Annotated in this window: 16 protein-coding genes; 6 read left to right on the plus strand and 10 right to left on the minus strand. The window is 64.6% G+C overall.

Annotated features, from left to right (window positions below):
* Positions 1–71 precede the first annotated feature (71 nt).
* From G6R19_RS07490 to G6R19_RS07510, 5 genes are all read right to left on the minus strand, one after another.
* Positions 72–1526 carry an LCP family protein gene (locus G6R19_RS07490; RefSeq protein ID WP_205484327.1) on the minus strand — a complete coding sequence of 485 codons (1455 nt, stop codon included), beginning with the start codon at positions 1524–1526 and terminating at the stop codon, positions 72–74.
* Between the two features lie 216 nt (positions 1527–1742).
* On the minus strand, positions 1743–2702 hold the full coding sequence (era, locus tag G6R19_RS07495; protein ID WP_163163819.1) for a GTPase Era: 960 nt from the start codon (positions 2700–2702) through the stop codon (positions 1743–1745).
* Entirely contained in the window at positions 2686–4017 is a 1332-nt protein-coding gene (locus G6R19_RS07500; protein WP_163163821.1) for a hemolysin family protein, read from the minus strand. Before G6R19_RS07500 ends, era begins: the two co-directional genes overlap by 17 nt.
* Positions 4014–4487 (minus strand): rRNA maturation RNase YbeY, encoded by a 474-nt coding sequence (gene ybeY, locus G6R19_RS07505; protein WP_163163823.1) that lies wholly within the window; start codon positions 4485–4487, stop codon positions 4014–4016. Before ybeY ends, G6R19_RS07500 begins: the two co-directional genes overlap by 4 nt.
* Positions 4484–5572 carry a PhoH family protein gene (locus G6R19_RS07510; RefSeq protein WP_163163825.1) on the minus strand — a complete coding sequence of 363 codons (1089 nt, stop codon included), beginning with the start codon at positions 5570–5572 and terminating at the stop codon, positions 4484–4486. The genes ybeY and G6R19_RS07510 overlap by 4 nt, the downstream gene beginning before the upstream one ends.
* Before the next feature lie 358 nt (positions 5573–5930).
* Between G6R19_RS07510 and G6R19_RS07515 the strand changes: the two genes are divergently transcribed.
* Positions 5931–6890 (plus strand): GerMN domain-containing protein, encoded by a 960-nt coding sequence (locus tag G6R19_RS07515; RefSeq protein WP_163163827.1) that lies wholly within the window; start codon positions 5931–5933, stop codon positions 6888–6890.
* Between the two features lie 15 nt (positions 6891–6905).
* On the opposite strand, the gene G6R19_RS07520 is transcribed toward G6R19_RS07515, so the two are convergent.
* From G6R19_RS07520 to hrcA, 3 genes are all read right to left on the minus strand, one after another.
* Complete coding sequence (locus G6R19_RS07520) at positions 6906–7688, minus strand: 16S rRNA (uracil(1498)-N(3))-methyltransferase (RefSeq protein WP_163163829.1); 783 nt, start codon at positions 7686–7688, stop codon at positions 6906–6908.
* A 2-nt stretch (positions 7689–7690) separates the two neighbouring features.
* On the minus strand, positions 7691–8818 hold the full coding sequence (dnaJ, locus tag G6R19_RS07525) for a molecular chaperone DnaJ (protein WP_163163831.1): 1128 nt from the start codon (positions 8816–8818) through the stop codon (positions 7691–7693).
* A gap of 77 nt (positions 8819–8895) precedes the next feature.
* A complete protein-coding gene (gene hrcA / locus G6R19_RS07530) occupies positions 8896–9909 on the minus strand; it encodes a heat-inducible transcriptional repressor HrcA (RefSeq protein ID WP_163163833.1) in 1014 nt (337 codons plus the stop codon).
* Between the two features lie 175 nt (positions 9910–10084).
* Between hrcA and G6R19_RS07535 the strand changes: the two genes are divergently transcribed.
* The 3 genes from G6R19_RS07535 to G6R19_RS07545 all read left to right on the plus strand — a co-directional run bounded on the left by G6R19_RS07535 (position 10085) and on the right by G6R19_RS07545 (position 12080).
* The gene (locus G6R19_RS07535; protein ID WP_163163835.1) at positions 10085–10936 is read left to right on the plus strand and encodes a DUF3097 domain-containing protein; all 852 of its coding nucleotides are present in this window, start codon (positions 10085–10087) and stop codon (positions 10934–10936) included.
* Positions 10937–11098: 162 nt separating this feature from the next.
* Positions 11099–11518 carry a DUF4870 domain-containing protein gene (locus G6R19_RS07540; protein WP_163163837.1) on the plus strand — a complete coding sequence of 140 codons (420 nt, stop codon included), beginning with the start codon at positions 11099–11101 and terminating at the stop codon, positions 11516–11518.
* Between the two features lie 58 nt (positions 11519–11576).
* Complete coding sequence (locus G6R19_RS07545) at positions 11577–12080, plus strand: 2'-5' RNA ligase family protein (RefSeq protein WP_163163839.1); 504 nt, start codon at positions 11577–11579, stop codon at positions 12078–12080.
* On the opposite strand, the gene hemW is transcribed toward G6R19_RS07545, so the two are convergent.
* Positions 12081–13310: a radical SAM family heme chaperone HemW gene (hemW, locus tag G6R19_RS07550; protein WP_163163841.1), complete on the minus strand. Its 1230-nt coding sequence runs from the start codon at positions 13308–13310 to the stop codon at positions 12081–12083.
* 36 nt (positions 13311–13346) lie between these two features.
* Positions 13347–15200, minus strand: a complete 1854-nt coding sequence (gene lepA / locus G6R19_RS07555) for a translation elongation factor 4 (RefSeq protein ID WP_205484293.1) — start codon at positions 15198–15200, stop codon at positions 13347–13349.
* Positions 15201–15375: 175 nt separating this feature from the next.
* Between lepA and G6R19_RS07560 the strand changes: the two genes are divergently transcribed.
* Positions 15376–15912, plus strand: coding sequence for a type II toxin-antitoxin system PemK/MazF family toxin (locus tag G6R19_RS07560; protein ID WP_163163843.1), 537 nt, complete (start codon positions 15376–15378; stop codon positions 15910–15912).
* A gap of 169 nt (positions 15913–16081) precedes the next feature.
* On the plus strand, positions 16082–16342 hold the full coding sequence (rpsT, locus tag G6R19_RS07565) for a 30S ribosomal protein S20 (protein WP_011692086.1): 261 nt from the start codon (positions 16082–16084) through the stop codon (positions 16340–16342).
* Positions 16343–16432 lie beyond the last annotated feature (90 nt).

The raw sequence follows: 16432 nt of genomic DNA on the forward strand, positions 1-16432 counted from the left end.
AAAACGGGGCTCGCCGAGCGGGCCCCGTTTTTCTGTCCTCGGCGGCTTGCGGCCAACCTGCCCGTGCCCTGCTAACCCTCGACTATCAGCATGGGGTTGGCCTGCTGGCAGAGGGTGTCCCCGGCAGTCTGGTTGACGATGTTCTCCGGCAGCGCAGCCGGCGCGCCGTATGTGGCACCGGAAGTGAAATCGGTGCCCAGGTAGACCTGGACGCCGGACACTGCCGGGGCAGGCAGCACTTGCGCCGCGGGGATTCCGAGCAGCACCGCAACGTCAGCAGCTACGTCCGCATAGCCGGTGCCATAGTAGACAACTGACTGTTCCACGGCAGTTGCCTCGAATTGTCCGGCCTGGGTGAATCCGCCGCCGATGAGGGCCTGGACTATTTCCTGTGCGCGCCCTGGCACGCCGGTGCCGTTGGCTACGGTGACCGGCTGAAGCGCCTTGTCATAGGCCGGCACCGGAGGAGCCGTTTCACTTGGAGCCGCCGTAGGCGGAGCAGTGGTTTCCGTGGGCGCAGGTGTGGGCGGCGCTGTGGGGTCGGTCAGGTCGATATCCTGACGCAGCGCGGAGAACAGCTGGGACCCGGCGGGCTCGGCGATCTGCAGCCTGTTTGGATCCAGAAAGGCGGGCGTGGTGGGAACGGCCACGAACGCAACTTTGCTGATGTCGATGTCCTTGAGCCGGTTGCCGATGGTCAACAGGCTGGGAACTGAAGCCAGGCCCTCGTCGACGGTCAGGTTCTGGGTGACGACGTCAGCGATCTTCAGCATTTTGCCGGGGTCGGAGAGGGTGCCTTCATCCTTGATTTTCCGGGTGAGCGAGGACAGGAACCCCTGCTGGGCCTTGATGCGGCCAAGGTCGCCGCCGTCGGCAAACGCGTGGCGGGTCCGCAGGAAGGCGAGGGCCATTTCACCCTGAACCGCGGAGGTGCCCTTCGGGAGCCGGAGCCGGGAATCGGGGTCAAAGACGGCGTCACTGATGCATACGTCCACGCCGCCCACGGCGTTGGACAGTTCCTTCACCGCGTTGAAGTCCGCCATCATGAAGTGGTCAACTTCCAGGCCGGTGATCCGGTTGACCGTGTCCACGGCGCAGCCGATGCCCGCCTCGGCCATGGCTTCATTGATCATCACACCGCTGCGGGCGGGATAGGTCTGGTTGGTTTCCTCGTCCTTGCACTGAGGAATGTCAACCAGCAGGTCGCGGGGAAAGCTGATGACGCTGACACGCTTGTTGTCCTCGGAAATGTCCATCAGCATCATGACGTCTGACTTGCCGTAGCCCCGTGAATCATCCGCCGTGCCATACTCGGCGTTCTTGCCGTCCCGGGTGTCTGAGCCAAGGACCAGGATCTGCATCCGCCCGGTGGCGTCGCTCACCGATCCGTTACTTCCGCCCCCGGCATTCAGTGGTGCCTTGGAAATGTTGCCTTGGAGGCGGAGAAACCAGAATCCTGCGAACGCGAGGGCACCCACGAGGGCCACCGACAGCACGCCCGTCGTGATCTTGAGCCACAGCGGCATCCCGCGTACGGGGCCAAGGTGGCGGGCGGCTCCAACGGTGCCATCATCCGCGTGCCGGGACACTGGTCCCCTTGCTGACACGTCAGCTCCGTTTTCGCGCTTGTCGCGGCCTCGCCCCACGTGGTGAACCTTCCTCTAGATTCTGAATCCGGTCCATTTTAGTGGTCCAGGCTGGGAAATTCCCGGACGGCCCCCCGGCCGCACGTATTAAAGCGGTCAGAAGCCCAGCTTGACCAGCTGTTTCGGATCCCGCTGCCAGTCTTTGGCGACCTTTACGTGCAGGTCGAGGTAGACGCGCGTCCCCAGAAGGGCCTCGATTCCCTTCCGTGCGTTTGTGCCCACTTCGCGCAGCCGGCTGCCGCCCTTGCCGATGATGATCGCCTTCTGGGAGGGGCGTTCGACGTAGAGGTTCACGCGCACGTCCAGCAGCGGATTGTCCTCCGGACGGTCCTCCCGGGGCACGATCTCTTCGACAACCACCGCCAGGGAGTGCGGCAGTTCATCGCGGACGCCTTCCAGCGCCGCTTCGCGGATCAGCTCTGCGACCATCACGGCTTCCGGCTCGTCGGTCAACTCCCCGTCCGGGTACAGCGGGGGCGACGGCGGCATGTGGCTGATCAGGACGTCGGCTACGGTTTCCACCTGGAAGCCGTCACTGGCGGATACCGGAACAATGTCCTTCCAGCCTTCCTCCCCCAGCACTTCCCGCCCGAGCGCGGCGACGGCAAGGAGCTGCTCCGTCAGTGCCTGCCGGTCCACGAGGTCCGCTTTGGTGACAATGGCAATGACAGGCTGGCGGCCAACAGCTGCGAGCTGGGCCGCGATGTACTTGTCGCCGGGTCCGATCTTTTCATTGGCGGGCAGGCAGAACCCGATGGCGTCCACCTCCGCAAGGGTGTCGGCCACGAGGTCGTTCAGGCGCTTTCCCAGCAGGGTGCGGGGACGGTGCAGGCCCGGTGTATCCACGAGGATCAGCTGTGCGTCCTTGCGGTGGACGATGCCCCGGATGGTGTGCCGGGTGGTCTGCGGCTTGGCGGAGGTAATGGCCACCTTCTTGCCCACCAAGGCGTTTGTCAGTGTGGACTTACCCGCGTTGGGTCGGCCCACCAGGACTGAAAATCCTGCGCGGAAGCCCCCGAAGTCTTCGTCGCCTGCGGCCTTATTTTTCTTGCTCACGTGGAACTCCCTGCTGGGTTGCTTCCGCCTCCTGGAGGAGGTCTTCAAGGTCAGTGTCTACTTTTGGAACCTGCGCCGCAATGATGTGGCTGACCCGGTTCCGGCGGCCTTCCAGCCTTTCGGCGCGCAGTGACACACCGTCAACTTCGACGCTGCTGCCGACGATGGGCACACGGCCCAGCGCTTTGGCGAGCAGCCCTCCCACGGTGTCCACTTCGTCGTCGTCGAGCTCGATGTCAAAAAGCTCGCCAAGGTCATCGATGCTCATCCGGGCGCTGACGCGGTACGAGCCGTCGCCCAGTTCCACGGCCTCGGCGCTTTCGGTGTCGTACTCGTCGACGATTTCGCCCACGATCTCCTCGATCAGGTCTTCGAGGGTGACGAGTCCGGCGGTACCCCCGTATTCATCGATCACAATGGCCACGTGCGTGGATTCCTTCTGCAACTCGCGCAGGAGGTCACTGACCTGCTTCGATTCAGGCACGTACCGCACTTCCCGGACCAGCGAATCCACCAGGGGCGGCTCCTCGTCGGGCGCCAGCTCATGCAGGACGGCCGCTACATCCTTGAGGTAGATGATGCCCAGGATATGGTCCGTGTCTTCGCCAATCACAGGAATCCTGGAATACCCGGACCGCAGGAACAGGGACATGGCACGGCGGAGGCTGGAGCCGGCTTCGATGCTGAGGATGTCAGTCCGTGGCACCATCACGGCACGGACCAGGGTGTCGCCGAAATCGAAGACCGACTGGATCATCTCGGCCTCGGTGTCCTCGATCATGTCTGATTCGCTGGCACGTTCCACCAGCTCACGGAACTCCTGCTCGCTGAAGAACGCCTCATCGCCGAGCGGCGCACCGGGGGCAGCAGCGCTTCCCAGCGCCACGAGCCATCCCGGGATGGGTCCGAGCACCCAGGTGAGGAAACGGATCATCGGTGCCGTGAAGCGTACGACGGCGGCTGAGTGGAGCCTTCCGAGCTGGCGGGGAGAGACGCCCACAATGACGAATCCCAGGAGGGCCATGATGCCGGTTGCAGCAAGCCCTGCCAGCCAGATGTTGTCGAGCAGGCTGTACAACAGGACGGCGACGGCAACCGCGGAGGCCATCTCAAACCAGATGCGCCAGAACCGCAGCGCGCGGATGTGCGCAACGGGCTGTGCCAGGATCCGGCGCATCGCGGTGCCGCGGCTCTTGACGAGTGCCTCCTCGGCGTCGTGCCGCGGGAGGAAGTTAAAGGCGGCTTCGGCCGCGGTCAGTACTGCCGCGACGGCCAGGAAAGCCAGGGCCATCGCGACGAGGAGCAGAGGGGTCACTGGGTGGTCTCGGCGGGCGCTTCTTTACCGGTGAAGCCGGACAGGAGTTCGCGCTGAAGGCCGAACATCTCGGCCTTCTCCTCGGGCTCGGCGTGGTCGTAGCCCAGCAGGTGCAAAATACCGTGCGTGGTCAGCAGCAGCATCTCGTCCTGCAGCGAGTGTCCGGCATTCCGGGCCTGGACCGTTGCGACCTGCGGGCACACCGCAATGTCCCCCAGCATGCCCTGGGGCGTCGGCCGGTCAGGTGTACCTGGGGTCAGCTCGTCCATGGGCACGGACAGCACGTCAGTGGAGCCGGGCTCGTCCATCAGCTCGATGTGGAGCTTCTCCATCGCGGGCTCGTCCACCAGGAGGATGGACAGTTCGGCCTGCGGATGAATGTAAAGCTGTTCGAAGATGTACCTGGACAGGGCAACGAGCTCGGATTCGTCCACCTGGATGCCGGACTCGTTGTTCACCTCAATGCTCACGCGTGTTCCCCCCGTTTTTCCCGGCTTGCTGAATGCTTGACCCGGCTGCGCTGGGTGTCGTCCCAGATGCTGTAGGCATTGACGATATCGCCCACCAGGCGGTGCCGCACCACGTCTGCTGCATCCAGGACGGAGAAGTTCACGCCATCAATGCCCTGCAGGATCTCCTCCACAATGCGCAGCCCGGACCGGGTGCCGAAGGGCAGGTCCACCTGAGTGACATCGCCCGTGACCACCATCTTGGATCCGAAGCCAAGCCTGGTGAGGAACATCTTCATCTGCTCGGGTGTGGTGTTCTGCGCCTCGTCCAGGATGATGAAGGCGTCATTGAGCGTCCGGCCGCGCATGTAGGCCAGCGGCGCCACTTCGATGGTCCCCGCGGCCATGAGCCGCGGAATGGATTCAGGGTCCATCATGTCGTGCAGGGCATCATAGAGCGGGCGAAGGTAGGGATCGATCTTGTCGCTCAAGGTTCCGGGAAGGAAACCAAGCCGCTCCCCCGCCTCGACGGCCGGGCGGGTCAGGATGATCCGGCTGACCTCTTTTTGCTGCAGGGCCTGCACTGCTTTGGCCATGGCCAGGTAGGTCTTGCCCGTTCCCGCGGGCCCGATGCCAAAGATCACCGTGTTGACGTCGATGGCGTCCACGTAGTTCTTCTGGTTCAGGGTTTTGGGACGGATGGTCTTGCCACGGCTGGACAGGATGTCATGGGTCAGTACATCCACGGGATTCTGCATCGACTGCGAGCGGAGGAGGGCCACGAGCTGCTGCAATACAGCCGGGCTGATGACCGTGCCGCGGGCGACGAGTCCGCGGACCTCATGGAGGAGCCGCATAATCCGTGGCACATCAGCCGCCGGTCCGCTGATGGAAAGCTCATTGCCGCGGACGTGGAAGTTCACGTCGGGGAACTGTTCCTCGATGAACCGCAACGCTTCATCATGGCTGCCCAGCGATTGAACCATCTGGTCCGAGTTGTCGAAAAGGACTACTTCGGTCCGGACGCCGGGGAGTGAATGGGGAAACTCCCCCGCTGCGCCCTCGCCTGTGACGAGCCTGCGCTTTCCGTTAGCTGATTCAGTCATGGTGCTGGCCCGCAGGCCTGTGATCCCCTCGATGTCGAAACAATAGCTGTCAGCTGATCTGCGGCGGCTGGTGCCGTTGCTTCCAGCGGTACCTTCCATCCTACGCCAGCAGGCACACCAGACCCCAGACAGCAATGGGGCGCCGGGACGGTTCCGGCCCGGCACAACGCGCGTTTCCCGTCATTAGGTATCAACTTCATATCGGCCTCATATCGTTCCAGTTGCAGTTGGACCGCGCAGCGCATCCCGGCGCTTCTGCTCCCCGGGGCTGTGTAATGCTGGAAATCCAGCGTGCTGCTGGAGCATCAAAGCCGACCGGGGATCGGCTACCCGACCAGGAAAGGACAGGGCAATCAAGTTGCCGGAAACCGCAGCGCCCCGCCGGGCCCGAGGTGCCTTCAGCGGCACCCGTTCAGCGGTCCTTGCCGGTCTCCTGGCCGCGGTCCCAGTCCTGGCCGGCTGCATCGCCGAACCGGGGCCATCGCCCACCGGCACACTGTCCTTGAGCACTGCCGCCCCGGGAATCACCTCCGGCGCCCCCTCCACGAGTGCACCCCTGGAGACTACCCAGTCCTCCAATAAGGCGCCCGTCTACTGGATTGGGCGCAGCAACAGCGATGTCTTCCTTTACCGGGAATTCCGGGACGTTCCGGAGCAGGAGAATCCCGTGACCCGTGCCCTGCGCGCCATGATGTCCGAAAAGCCCCTGGACCCGGACTTCTTTACGCCGTGGCAGAACCCCAAGCAGCTGGCCACGTCCATTTCCGGCAAGGACGTCATCACCGTGGACGTGTCGGAGGATGCCTTCAACAGCAACCTTGACGCCGACATGGCGGCCCGGGCCATCCAGCAGCTTGTCTACACGGCTACCGCGGCTGCTGCGAGCTCAGGGCTGATTGACTCCGGGCAGCAGATCCGTGTCAGGATCCTCGTGGACGGACATACCGACTACGTCGCTTTTGACCATGTGCAGCTGGGGTCACTCATGGCCCGAACGGCCGGGCTGGTGGCTCCGGTCTGGATCATCGACCCGCAGGAAAACGTGGAAGTGCCCGACGGCAGCGTCAAGATCACCGGACGAAGCACCCTGCCCGGGGGAAAGCTGCGCTGGCAGATCCTGCGGTCCGGAGACAACGGGGACAAAACCCCTTTCCTGACGGGTGAAACAACGGCGGCGGCGGATCCCGCGCAGGCCGGGGTATTCACCTTGGCCCTGACGCTGCCTGAGGGTGACTTCGAACTTCGGGTGGCACAAACCTCGAGCGCGGACGGCCAAGTGGACGGAACCGAGGATACCCGGAGCTTCAAGGTCCGTTAGCCCCTTCCGAGCGGCTTAAACTGCGGGTGCCGCCCAGCGGCCCAGGACGTCGCTGGCAAGAACGACGGCGGCAGGACCGGCCGTTGATGAGCGCAGCACGTGGTGTCCCAACAAGGCGGTGACGGCACCCTGGCCGCACAGCCTTGTCACTTCACGCTGGCTGATCCCTCCCTCGGGCCCCACGATCAGGAGCACTTCGCGCACCCCGTCAGCCGCCTCGGCCGGGAGCCAGGATTCCAGGACGGACCGCAGGGGCCGCACCGCGTTCTCATGCAGGATAACGGCGAGGTCTGCCGCCTCCACTGCGGAGGCCAGGCCGGCGGTGTCGACGGCGGCACGCACTTCAGGGATCCAGGCACGGCGGGCCTGTTTGGCGGCGGCAGTGACGACGGATTGCCATTTTGCGTGGGCCTTGGCGGCCCGGTCACCTTTCCAGCGTACGATGGACCGCTCTGACTGCCACGGGATAACAGCGTCGATGCCCAGTTCGGTGGCCGTCTCAACGGCCAATTCATCCCGGTCGCCCTTGGCCAGGGCCTGGACCAGCACCAGCCTGGTGCGCGGACGGTCCTCAACAACCACCGAGGTGCATTCCACTTCGAGCCCGGAGGAGGAAGCGGCGGTAACCTTGCCGCTCATGCGGGTACCGGCGCCGTCAACGATGTCCACGGCTTCGCCCGGAGCGAGCCGCTTGACCGTGACCGCATGCCGCGCCTCGGGTCCCTCCAGGACGAAGATCCGTTCCGGCACCATCCCGTCCAGGGACCCGGCCGCAGTGAAAAAGACGGGGTTGCTCACCGCTACAGGTTACCGAGCCGGTCCCGGAGCTTGGCGAACATGCCACCGCTGGCAGCAAGCTTGCCTTCCGTAATCTGCTCGCCGCGAAGCTTGGCCAGCTGGCGCAGCAGGTCCTCCTGCGCGGGATCGAGCTTCGCAGGCGTCTCGACCTGGAGATGAACCTTAAGGTCACCACGGCCGTACCCGCGCAGGTGGGTGACGCCAAGGCCGCGCAGGGTGATGATCTCTCCGGACTGGGTGCCGGCCTTCACGTCGATCTCCTGCGGCCCGTCGAAGGTTTCGAGGGTCACGTCGGTTCCCAGGGCAGCTGCCGTCATGGGGATGTTCAGGGTGGCGTGGAGGTCGTCGCCTTCGCGGACGTAGGTGGCATCGTTGTTGACGCGGATTTCGACGTAGAGGTCACCGGTGGGGCCGCCGGCGGGACCGGCCTCGCCCTGCCCGGACAGTTGGATGCGCGTGCCGGTGGCGACGCCGGCCGGGACCTTGATGGTCAGGGAACGGCGGCTGCGGATCCGGCCCTGCCCGCTGCACTCGTTGCAGGGGTCCTTGATGACGGTTCCGAAGCCTTCGCAGGTACCGCAGGGCGCAGCGGTCATGACCTGGCCGAGGATGGAACGCACGGCTCTCTGGACCTGGCCGCTGCCACCGCAGATGTCGCAGCGCTCCGGATGGGTTCCGGGACGGCAGCACGAGCCGTCACAGGTGGGACAGACCACTGCCGTATCCACTTCGAGCTTCTTGTTGACCCCGAACACCGCGTCGCGGAGTTCGATCCGGACGCTGATGAGCGCGTCCTGCCCGCGCCTGACCCGTGACGCGGGGCCGGTGGTGCCGCCGGCACCGAAGAATGTGTCGAAGATGTCCTGGAAAGCGAACCCCTGGCCGGCGTACGCTCCCCCGCCGAACCCGTTGTCCGTGCCGTTCTCGTTGCCGGTGGTGTCGTAGACCCGCCGCTTTTGGGGATCCGAGAGAACTTCGTAGGCGTGGGTCACTGCCTTGAAGCGGTCCGCAACATCCTCACCGGGGTTAACGTCCGGGTGCAGGGTCCTGGCCAGCTTGCGGTAGGCCTTCTTAATCTCTTCTCCGGTGGCGTCCGGTGAGACTCCAAGGACTTCGTAGTGGCTGCTCAAAGTTCGTATCTCTTCCTTGTTGTTTTGCCTGCAGTCTTACTGCATCACTGCGTGCGCTTTTGGGCGACGTCCTGCGGTCAGGGCCCCAAAATCCGGGACAGGTAACGGGCCACAGCCCTGACGGCTGCCATGGTGGTGGGATAGTCCATCCTGGTAGGACCCAGCACGCCAATCTTGGCGACGCTGTCCGGGCCATAGCCCGTGGCCACAACGGATGCCTCCGCCAGGCCGTCATAAGGGTTTTCGCGGCCGATGCTCACGGCTACCCCGCGGTGGTCCTGCGCCATCTCGCTCAGCAGGCGCAGCATCACCACCTGTTCCTCCAGCGCTTCCAGCACCGGCCCGATACTAAGCGGGAAGTCAACGTTGGAACGGGCGAGGTTGGCCGTGCCGGCCATGACCATACGGTCCTCGCGGCTGCTGTGGGCCAGGCCCTCCAGTCCGTGCGCCAGCGCCTGGGCTGCCTGCCGCTGTCCCGGGGCGACACCGGACACCACTGCGGGCAGGGAGTGCCCCAGTTGGGCCAGGGGGGTCCCGGCGAGGGAGCCAAGGAACCTGGCGCGCAACGCAGCGAGGGCCTCATCCGCCAGGTCCTGCCCGACGTCGATAACCCGCTGTTCCACCTTGCCGCTGTTGGCGATCAGCACCACCAGCACCTTCCGTGGTGCCAGCAGAACGAATTCGATGTGGCGGATCAGTGCGCGGTTAAGGTGCGGATACTGGACAACCGCCACCTGGTTAGTCAGCTGGGACAACAGCCGGACGGTACGTTCCAGGACGTCGTCGAGGTCATCCGAGCCCTCAAGGAGGGACTGGATAGCCCGCCGCTCCGCCTGGGACAGGGGCTTCACCGCGGAAATCTGGTCGACGAAGAGCCGGTAGCCCTTGTCTGTGGGGATGCGGCCCGCGCTGGTGTGGGGCGCCGAGATCAGCCCTTCGTCCTCAAGCGCGGCCATGTCATTGCGAATGGTGGCGCTGGAGACACCAAGATGGTGCCGCTCCACCAGGGCCTTGGACCCGACGGGCTCGCGGGAGTGGACGTAGTCCTCCACGATGGCCCGCAGTACTTCCAGTTTGCGTGGCTCGCTCACTCTCCACCTCCATCCAGGGTTCAGGGCAGGCGTTCCGCCCGCACCGTGATGCTACAGCGGTTAGCACTCGACATGCCCAAGTGCTAACAGTCTATTATGACTCACCCCGTTGTTAGCATTGGTACCGCTCCGGGCGAAATTCCCGGCCGTGATCTAGCGCGAGGCGGAGTGATTGATGCATTACCAGAACTGGGGAGCCCAAGACCTTTCCGCGCCCGCCAAGACGCAATTGCCCGAGGTGCCCGTAGAGCGGGGCATGGTGCTGGAAGACGTGCAGTCCGGCTGGGTTGGCGCAGTGACGCGGGTGGAGAAATCGGGCGGCATGCATGTGGTGGCCCTGGAGGACCGCCGCGGCAAGTCGCGCTCCTTCCGGCTGGGCTTCGGGTTCCTCCTGGAAGGCCAGGCGATCCGCCTGATGCCGCCTGCTCCGCGGCCGGCCGCCGGGGCGGGTACAGCCGGCAGAACGGCGTCGGGTTCTGTCCGCGTGGCTGGCCAGAGGGCCCAGGTTGCCAAGGCGAGCCGCATCTGGGTCGAAGGAAAGCATGACGCCGAACTCGTGGAGAAGGTGTGGGGAGATGACCTTCGGGTGGAGGGCATCGTCGTCGAGCCGCTTCACGGCATTGATGACCTCGCGGCGGCTGTGGCCGATTTCAAGCCGGGGCCGGGCAGGCGCCTGGGGGTGCTTGTGGACCACCTGGTGCCCGATTCGAAAGAGTCCCGCATTGCCGACGCCGTGATGGCCTCTCCCGGCGCTGCTGGCAATGTGTTGATTGTGGGACACCCCTACGTCGACGTCTGGCAGGCCATCCGTCCGGCTGTCCTGGGGATCGAGAAGTGGCCGGTGGTACCGCGCGGGCAGGACTGGAAAACAGGCATCCTCGCAGCCTTCGGCTGGCCCCACGAAACGAAAGAGGACATCGGCCTCGGGTGGCAGAAGCTGTTGGGCGCCGTCCGCAGCTATGCGGACCTGGAAGCGTCACTGTTGGGAAGGGTGGAGGAAGTCATCGATTTCCTTACGGTTCCCTGAAGCCGCGAAACCTCATTGCCGCGTGCCTATTCCTGTCCGGTGTTGGGACAGGCATTACCGCTGCACCCAGTATCCTTGATACTGCAGTGTCTGCGGATCGCAGCACCGCCAGTAGACATGGCATTCTTAGTCAGCACCATTGCACTTTCGAAGGAACAGACTGTGGCAGAAAACGCACGTGAGCACAGGGACAGCCAGGGCGTCCAGGGCCGCTCGGAGTACCACGGCGTTCCGGCAAATGCGCTGCCCCTGACGGCCAGCGAAGACCGGCAGTGGGCCACCCTGGCGCACTTTGGCGGCATTTTGGGTTGCGTTCCTTCCCTGCTGATCTACCTGATCTTCCGTGACCGGGGCCCGTTTACCGCGCAGGAGTCCAAGGAGGCGCTGAACTTCAGCCTGCCGCCCACCATCGCGGCGGTGGTTGCCAACATCCTTGTCTTCGTGCCGGTGATCGGCAACATCTTTGCCGTCATCGCAACACTGATCTGGATCGCCCTCACCTGCTTCTCGGTGGCCGCCGGCATCCACGTCAACAAGGGCCAGCCGCACCGCTACCCTTACAACCTGCGCTGGATCAAGTAGCGCAGGCAGACTCCGCTCCTCCGCAAAACCGTCCATCAGCGTCCGGCATGATGGGTGCATGCGCAGCGTCGAGTTGACCTTGGGGGAATCCACCGATTCTTCCATCAGGGCGGATTGGGCCCGCCTCCTTGAAGCCGGCCTGCCGAGCCTGGCCACGCATACCTCCCCGAGCAACAGGCCACACATCACCCTGGCGGCAGGCAACAGTCTGGACCTTCGGGACGCTGTGCAGGATCTGTGGGGCGGCCTGCCGATCGCCGTCCGGTTTTCCGGTCTGGTGGTTTTTCCTGCCGGCTCCGGAAAGTACGTGCTGGCGCGCCTGGTGGTGCCTTCGGCGGGTTTGCTGCAGATGCACGCGCGGCTGCATCAGCAGTGCACGGGGGCTTTTGCCAATACCCTGCCCGATGCGTGGACACCGCACGTCACCCTAGCGCGCCGGATTCCAGGCCACCTGCTCGGAACCGCCATGGGTGTCCTGGACGTGCGGACGCAGGGAGAGTGCACCGCAGCCCGTCTCTGGGACAGCCCCACCAGGACCACCACCGCCCTAAGCGGCGAATAATCAGGCGGGGAGTACGCGGCGGACAACCGCATCCGCCAGCAGCCTGCCTTTGAGGGTGAGGACAAGCCGTCCCCGGAAGGCTTGGGCAGGTTCCACCAGGCCGTCCGCTATCAGGCCTGCGACTTCGTGCCGGCCGTCAGCCCCAAGGGAAGAAACCTCAAGACCGGACTGCAGGCGCGCTTCGAGCATCACCCGCTCCATGTTCCGGGTTTCCAGGTCCAGTGTCTCCCTGCCGGCAGCCGGCGAAAGGCCCTGCGCCAAACGGCCGGCATAGGCAGTGGGGTGTTTAACGTTCCACCAACGGACCCCGCCCACATGTGAGTGCGCACCGGGCCCGATTCCCCACCAGTCATCGCCGCGCCAGTAGGCGAGGTTGTGGCGGCAGGCCTGTTCCGGCGTGCGGGCCCAGTTGCTGACCTCGTACCAGCCGAGGCCGGCTTCGGTGATCAGCTGGTCGGCGAGTTCATACTTGTCGGCGTGGTCGTCGTCGTCGATTCCGGGGACTTCACCACGGCGGATCTGTGCGGCGAGCTTGGTACCGTCCTCCACGATCAGCGCGTAGGCGCTGATGTGGTCAGGCTCATAGGACAAGGCGGTCTCCAGCGAGTATCGCCAGTCGGCGAGGGACTCCCCCGGCGTCCCGTAGATCAGGTCCAGGCTGACTGCGAGGCCTGCCTCGCGTGCCCATTGCACCACCTGCGGGACCCGGCTGGGCGTGTGCGTGCGGTCCAGTACCTTGAGCACATGCGGAACGGCGGACTGCATGCCGAAGGAGATCCGGGTGAACCCTGCGTCCTTCAGGATGGCGAGGGATTGGGGCGTGACCGAGTCGGGGTTCGCCTCCGTGGTGACTTCAGCGCCGTCTTCGATGCCCCACTGGTCGGTGGCCCGGCGGAGAATCAGGGCAAGGTCGTCCGCGGGAAGCAGTGTGGGTGTGCCCCCGCCGAAAAACACGGTGCTCAGCCTGCGCGGGGGAAGGCCGGAGTCCGTGAGGACCTTGGCCGCCATCGACACCTCCGAAGCGGCCGTGCCGGCGTAGGCGTCCTGGGAGGCGCCGCCGCCGAGCTCCGTGGCAGTGTAGGTGTTGAAATCGCAGTAGCCGCAGCGCACCGCACAGAACGGGATGTGGACGTACAGGCCAAACGCCCGGTCCGCCGAACCGTCCACTGCCTGGGCGGGCAGCAGACCGTCCGACGGCGCCGGGTCGCCGAGGGGAAGGGTGCTAGGCATTGCAGGGGCCTCCGGTGTTGCCGGACGCTGTGTTCACTACTTCTTGGCCTTGTCCTTGGACTCGTCTGTGATGAGGGCGGCGATGAACGCTTCCTGGGGGACCTCAACCCGGCCCACCATCTTCATGCGCTTCTTGCCTTCCTTCTGCTTTTCCAGCAGTTTGCGCTTACGCGAGATGTCGCCGCCGTAGCACTTGGCCAGCACGTCCTTGCGGATGGCCCGGATGCTTTCGCGGGCGATGATCCGGGAGCCGATCGCCGCCTGGATGGGCACCTCGAACTGCTGGCGCGGAATGAGCTCGCGCAGCTTGGTGGTCATCATGACACCGTAGGCGTAGGCCTTGTCGCGGTGCGTTATGGCGGAGAACGCATCCACCTGCTCACCCTGGAGCATGATGTCAACCTTCACCAGGTCGGCCACCTGGTCGCCGTCGGCCTTCCAGTCCAGGGAACCGTAGCCGCGGGTCTTGGACTTGAGGATGTCGAAGAAGTCGAACACGATCTCGGCCAGTGGCAGTCGGTAACGGATTTCCACCCTGTCCTCGGACAGGTAGTCCATGCCGCCCATAACGCCGCGCCGGCTCTGGCACAGCTCCATGATGGCGCCGACGAATTCGTTCGGGGCCAGGATGGTGGCGGACACCATCGGCTCGCGGACCTCGGAGATCTTGCCGGAAGGGTATTCGCTGGGGTTGGTCACGTGGACCACCTTCTTGTCCTCCAGCGTCACCTCGTATTCCACGTTGGGCGCCGTGGAGATCAGGTCCAGGTTGTATTCACGTTCCAGCCGCTCGCGGGTGATTTCCAGGTGGAGCAGGCCCAGGAAGCCAACGCGGAAGCCGAAGCCCAGCGCTGCGGAGGTCTCCGGCTCGTAGACCAATGCGGCATCGTTGAGCATCAGCTTCTCCAGGGCATCGCGGAGCACCGGATAGTCCGTTCCGTCCAGGGGATACAGGCCGGAGAAGACCATCGGCTTGGCATCGGCGTAGCCGGGGAGCGAATCGGCGGCCGGCTTGGCGAGGTTGGTCACGGTGTCGCCCACTTTGGACAGGCGGACGTCCTTTACGCCGGTGATGAGGTAGCCCACTTCGCCCACGCCCAGTCCCTTGGACGGGGTGGGCTCCGGGGAGCTCACCCCGATCTCGAGGAGTTCATGGGTGGCCCGGGTGGACATCATCTGGATGCGTTCGCGGGGGTGCAGCATGCCGTCCACCACACGAACGTAGGTGACCACACCGCGGTAGGTGTCGTAGACGGAGTCAAAGATCATGGCACGTGCGGGGGCGTTTGCATCGCCTTCCGGGGCCGGAAGGTCGCGAACGATCTTGTCCAGCAGCGCTTCAACGCCCATGCCGGTCTTTCCCGAGACGCGAAGGACATCCTCCGGGTCCCCGCCGATCAGGCTTGCCAGTTCAGCTGCGTACTTCTCGGGCTGGGCCGCCGGGAGGTCGATCTTGTTCAGGACCGGGATGATGGTGAGGTTGTTTTCCATCGCCAGGTACAGGTTGGCGAGGGTCTGGGCCTCAATGCCCTGTGCTGCGTCGACCAGGAGGATCGCTCCTTCACAGGCTGCAAGCGAGCGGGAGACCTCATAGGTGAAGTCCACGTGGCCAGGAGTGTCGATCATGTTCAGTGCGTAACTTGTGCCGTCGAGTTCCCACGGCATACGGACGGCCTGGGACTTGATGGTAATGCCGCGCTCACGTTCGATGTCCATGCGGTCCAGGTACTGGGCCTTCATGTCGCGGGACTGAACGACGCCGGTGAACTGCAGCATGCGGTCAGCCAGGGTGGACTTGCCGTGGTCAATGTGCGCGATGATGCAGAAGTTCCGAATGATGGCCGGATCTGTCGCGGCGGGCACCGGGGCGGTGCGGGCCATGGGAGACACGCATAGTCCTTACTGTTGGCATTCACGCGGTCGCCGCCAAGGCGCACGAAGGGCACCCTGCGGACACTCCGCACATCTGGAACTTCAAGTGTCCCACGTCCGGGCCGGTGGCACCGCATTGCGGGCCCCTTTGACGTTCCAGGCCTCCCGCCCGGGCCGGAGTTAGGGTTGCGTGATGGCTATCAATCTCCGTTCACTGGCAAACGCAGTCAAGGCAGGTCTCCGCGTACTGCAGAAGGCGGGCCGGGCCGCCCCGGGCGGCAAAGCCGGTCCGGCTCGCATCAAACCCTCCCCTGCCACTCCCGGCAACGGCCACTACCCCGGCGACTTTGAAGGCCGGTTCACCATCAGTTACGCACCGCAGCCGGACGGCGATCCGGATCCCGGCGAGGTGGTGTGGGCCTGGGTCCCCTACGAGGAGGACCACACCCGCGGCAAGGACCGCCCGGTGCTGCTGGTGGGCCGCAGCGGCGGTTACCTCCTTGGGCTGATGCTCACCAGCAAAGACCGGGTCCCCGACTCGGGAGCATCAGCAGGATATGTGGACATCGGCACCGGCGGCTGGGACCGCCAGGGCAGGTCCAGCGAAGCCCGGTTGGACCGCATTGTCCAGCTCCGTCCGGACAGCATCCGGCGGGAAGGCGCCGTACTGGAGCGTGCCCGCTTTGAGAAGGTGGCCGAAGGGCTCCGCCGGCGACACGGCTGGAGCTAAGTTCCCAAATGGCCAGTCCTGCGCCTGACCTGCTATTCTTTATAGCTGTGTGTCCGTGCAGGTCGACGGCCACTGATGGTTGGCCGCCATAGGTATCCCCACGCCGCTCAGTCAATGGCCAATCTGAAAGCCCTCTAGACCATTTCCGCATTAAAAAGAGAGTTCACACGTGGCGAATATCAAGTCCCAGAAGAAGCGCATCCTCACCAACGAGAAGGCACGCCTGCGCAACAACGCAGTCAAGTCCGAGCTGAAGACGGCCATCCGCGCCGTCAACACCGCCGTTGAGTCCACGGACAAGGATGCAGCTGCTGCTGCCCTGGTTGCTGCCAGCCGCAAGCTGGACAAGGCTGTCAGCAAGGGTGTTCTGCACAAGAACAACGCAGCAAACCGCAAGTCGGCGATCTCCAAGAAGGTCAACGCACTGTAAGGTTTCCAGTTCGCTTGAACTGATGGTTGTGGCCGGTACCGTTTTTGGTACCGGCCACACATCTTTAAGCTCGTGCGCTGTTCTAACCAG

Origin of the sequence: Arthrobacter sp. Alg241-R88 (assembly GCF_900537115.1) — a bacterium.
Classification (GTDB): domain Bacteria; phylum Actinomycetota; class Actinomycetes; order Actinomycetales; family Micrococcaceae; genus Arthrobacter.

Bases quoted from the DNA above. Each gene is read 5' to 3' on its own strand.
- G6R19_RS07490 (WP_205484327.1), bottom strand. From the start codon at position 1,526: ATGCCGCTGTGGCTCAAGATCACGACGGGCGTGCTGTCGGTGGCCCTC.
- G6R19_RS07510 (WP_163163825.1), bottom strand. From the start codon at position 5,572: ATGACTGAATCAGCTAACGGAAAGCGCAGGCTCGTCACAGGCGAGGGC.
- G6R19_RS07535 (WP_163163835.1), top strand. From the start codon at position 10,085: ATGCATTACCAGAACTGGGGAGCCCAAGACCTTTCCGCGCCCGCCAAG.
- G6R19_RS07545 (WP_163163839.1), top strand. From the start codon at position 11,577: ATGCGCAGCGTCGAGTTGACCTTGGGGGAATCCACCGATTCTTCCATC.
- hemW (WP_163163841.1), bottom strand. From the start codon at position 13,310: ATGCCTAGCACCCTTCCCCTCGGCGACCCGGCGCCGTCGGACGGTCTG.
- G6R19_RS07560 (WP_163163843.1), top strand. From the start codon at position 15,376: ATGGCTATCAATCTCCGTTCACTGGCAAACGCAGTCAAGGCAGGTCTC.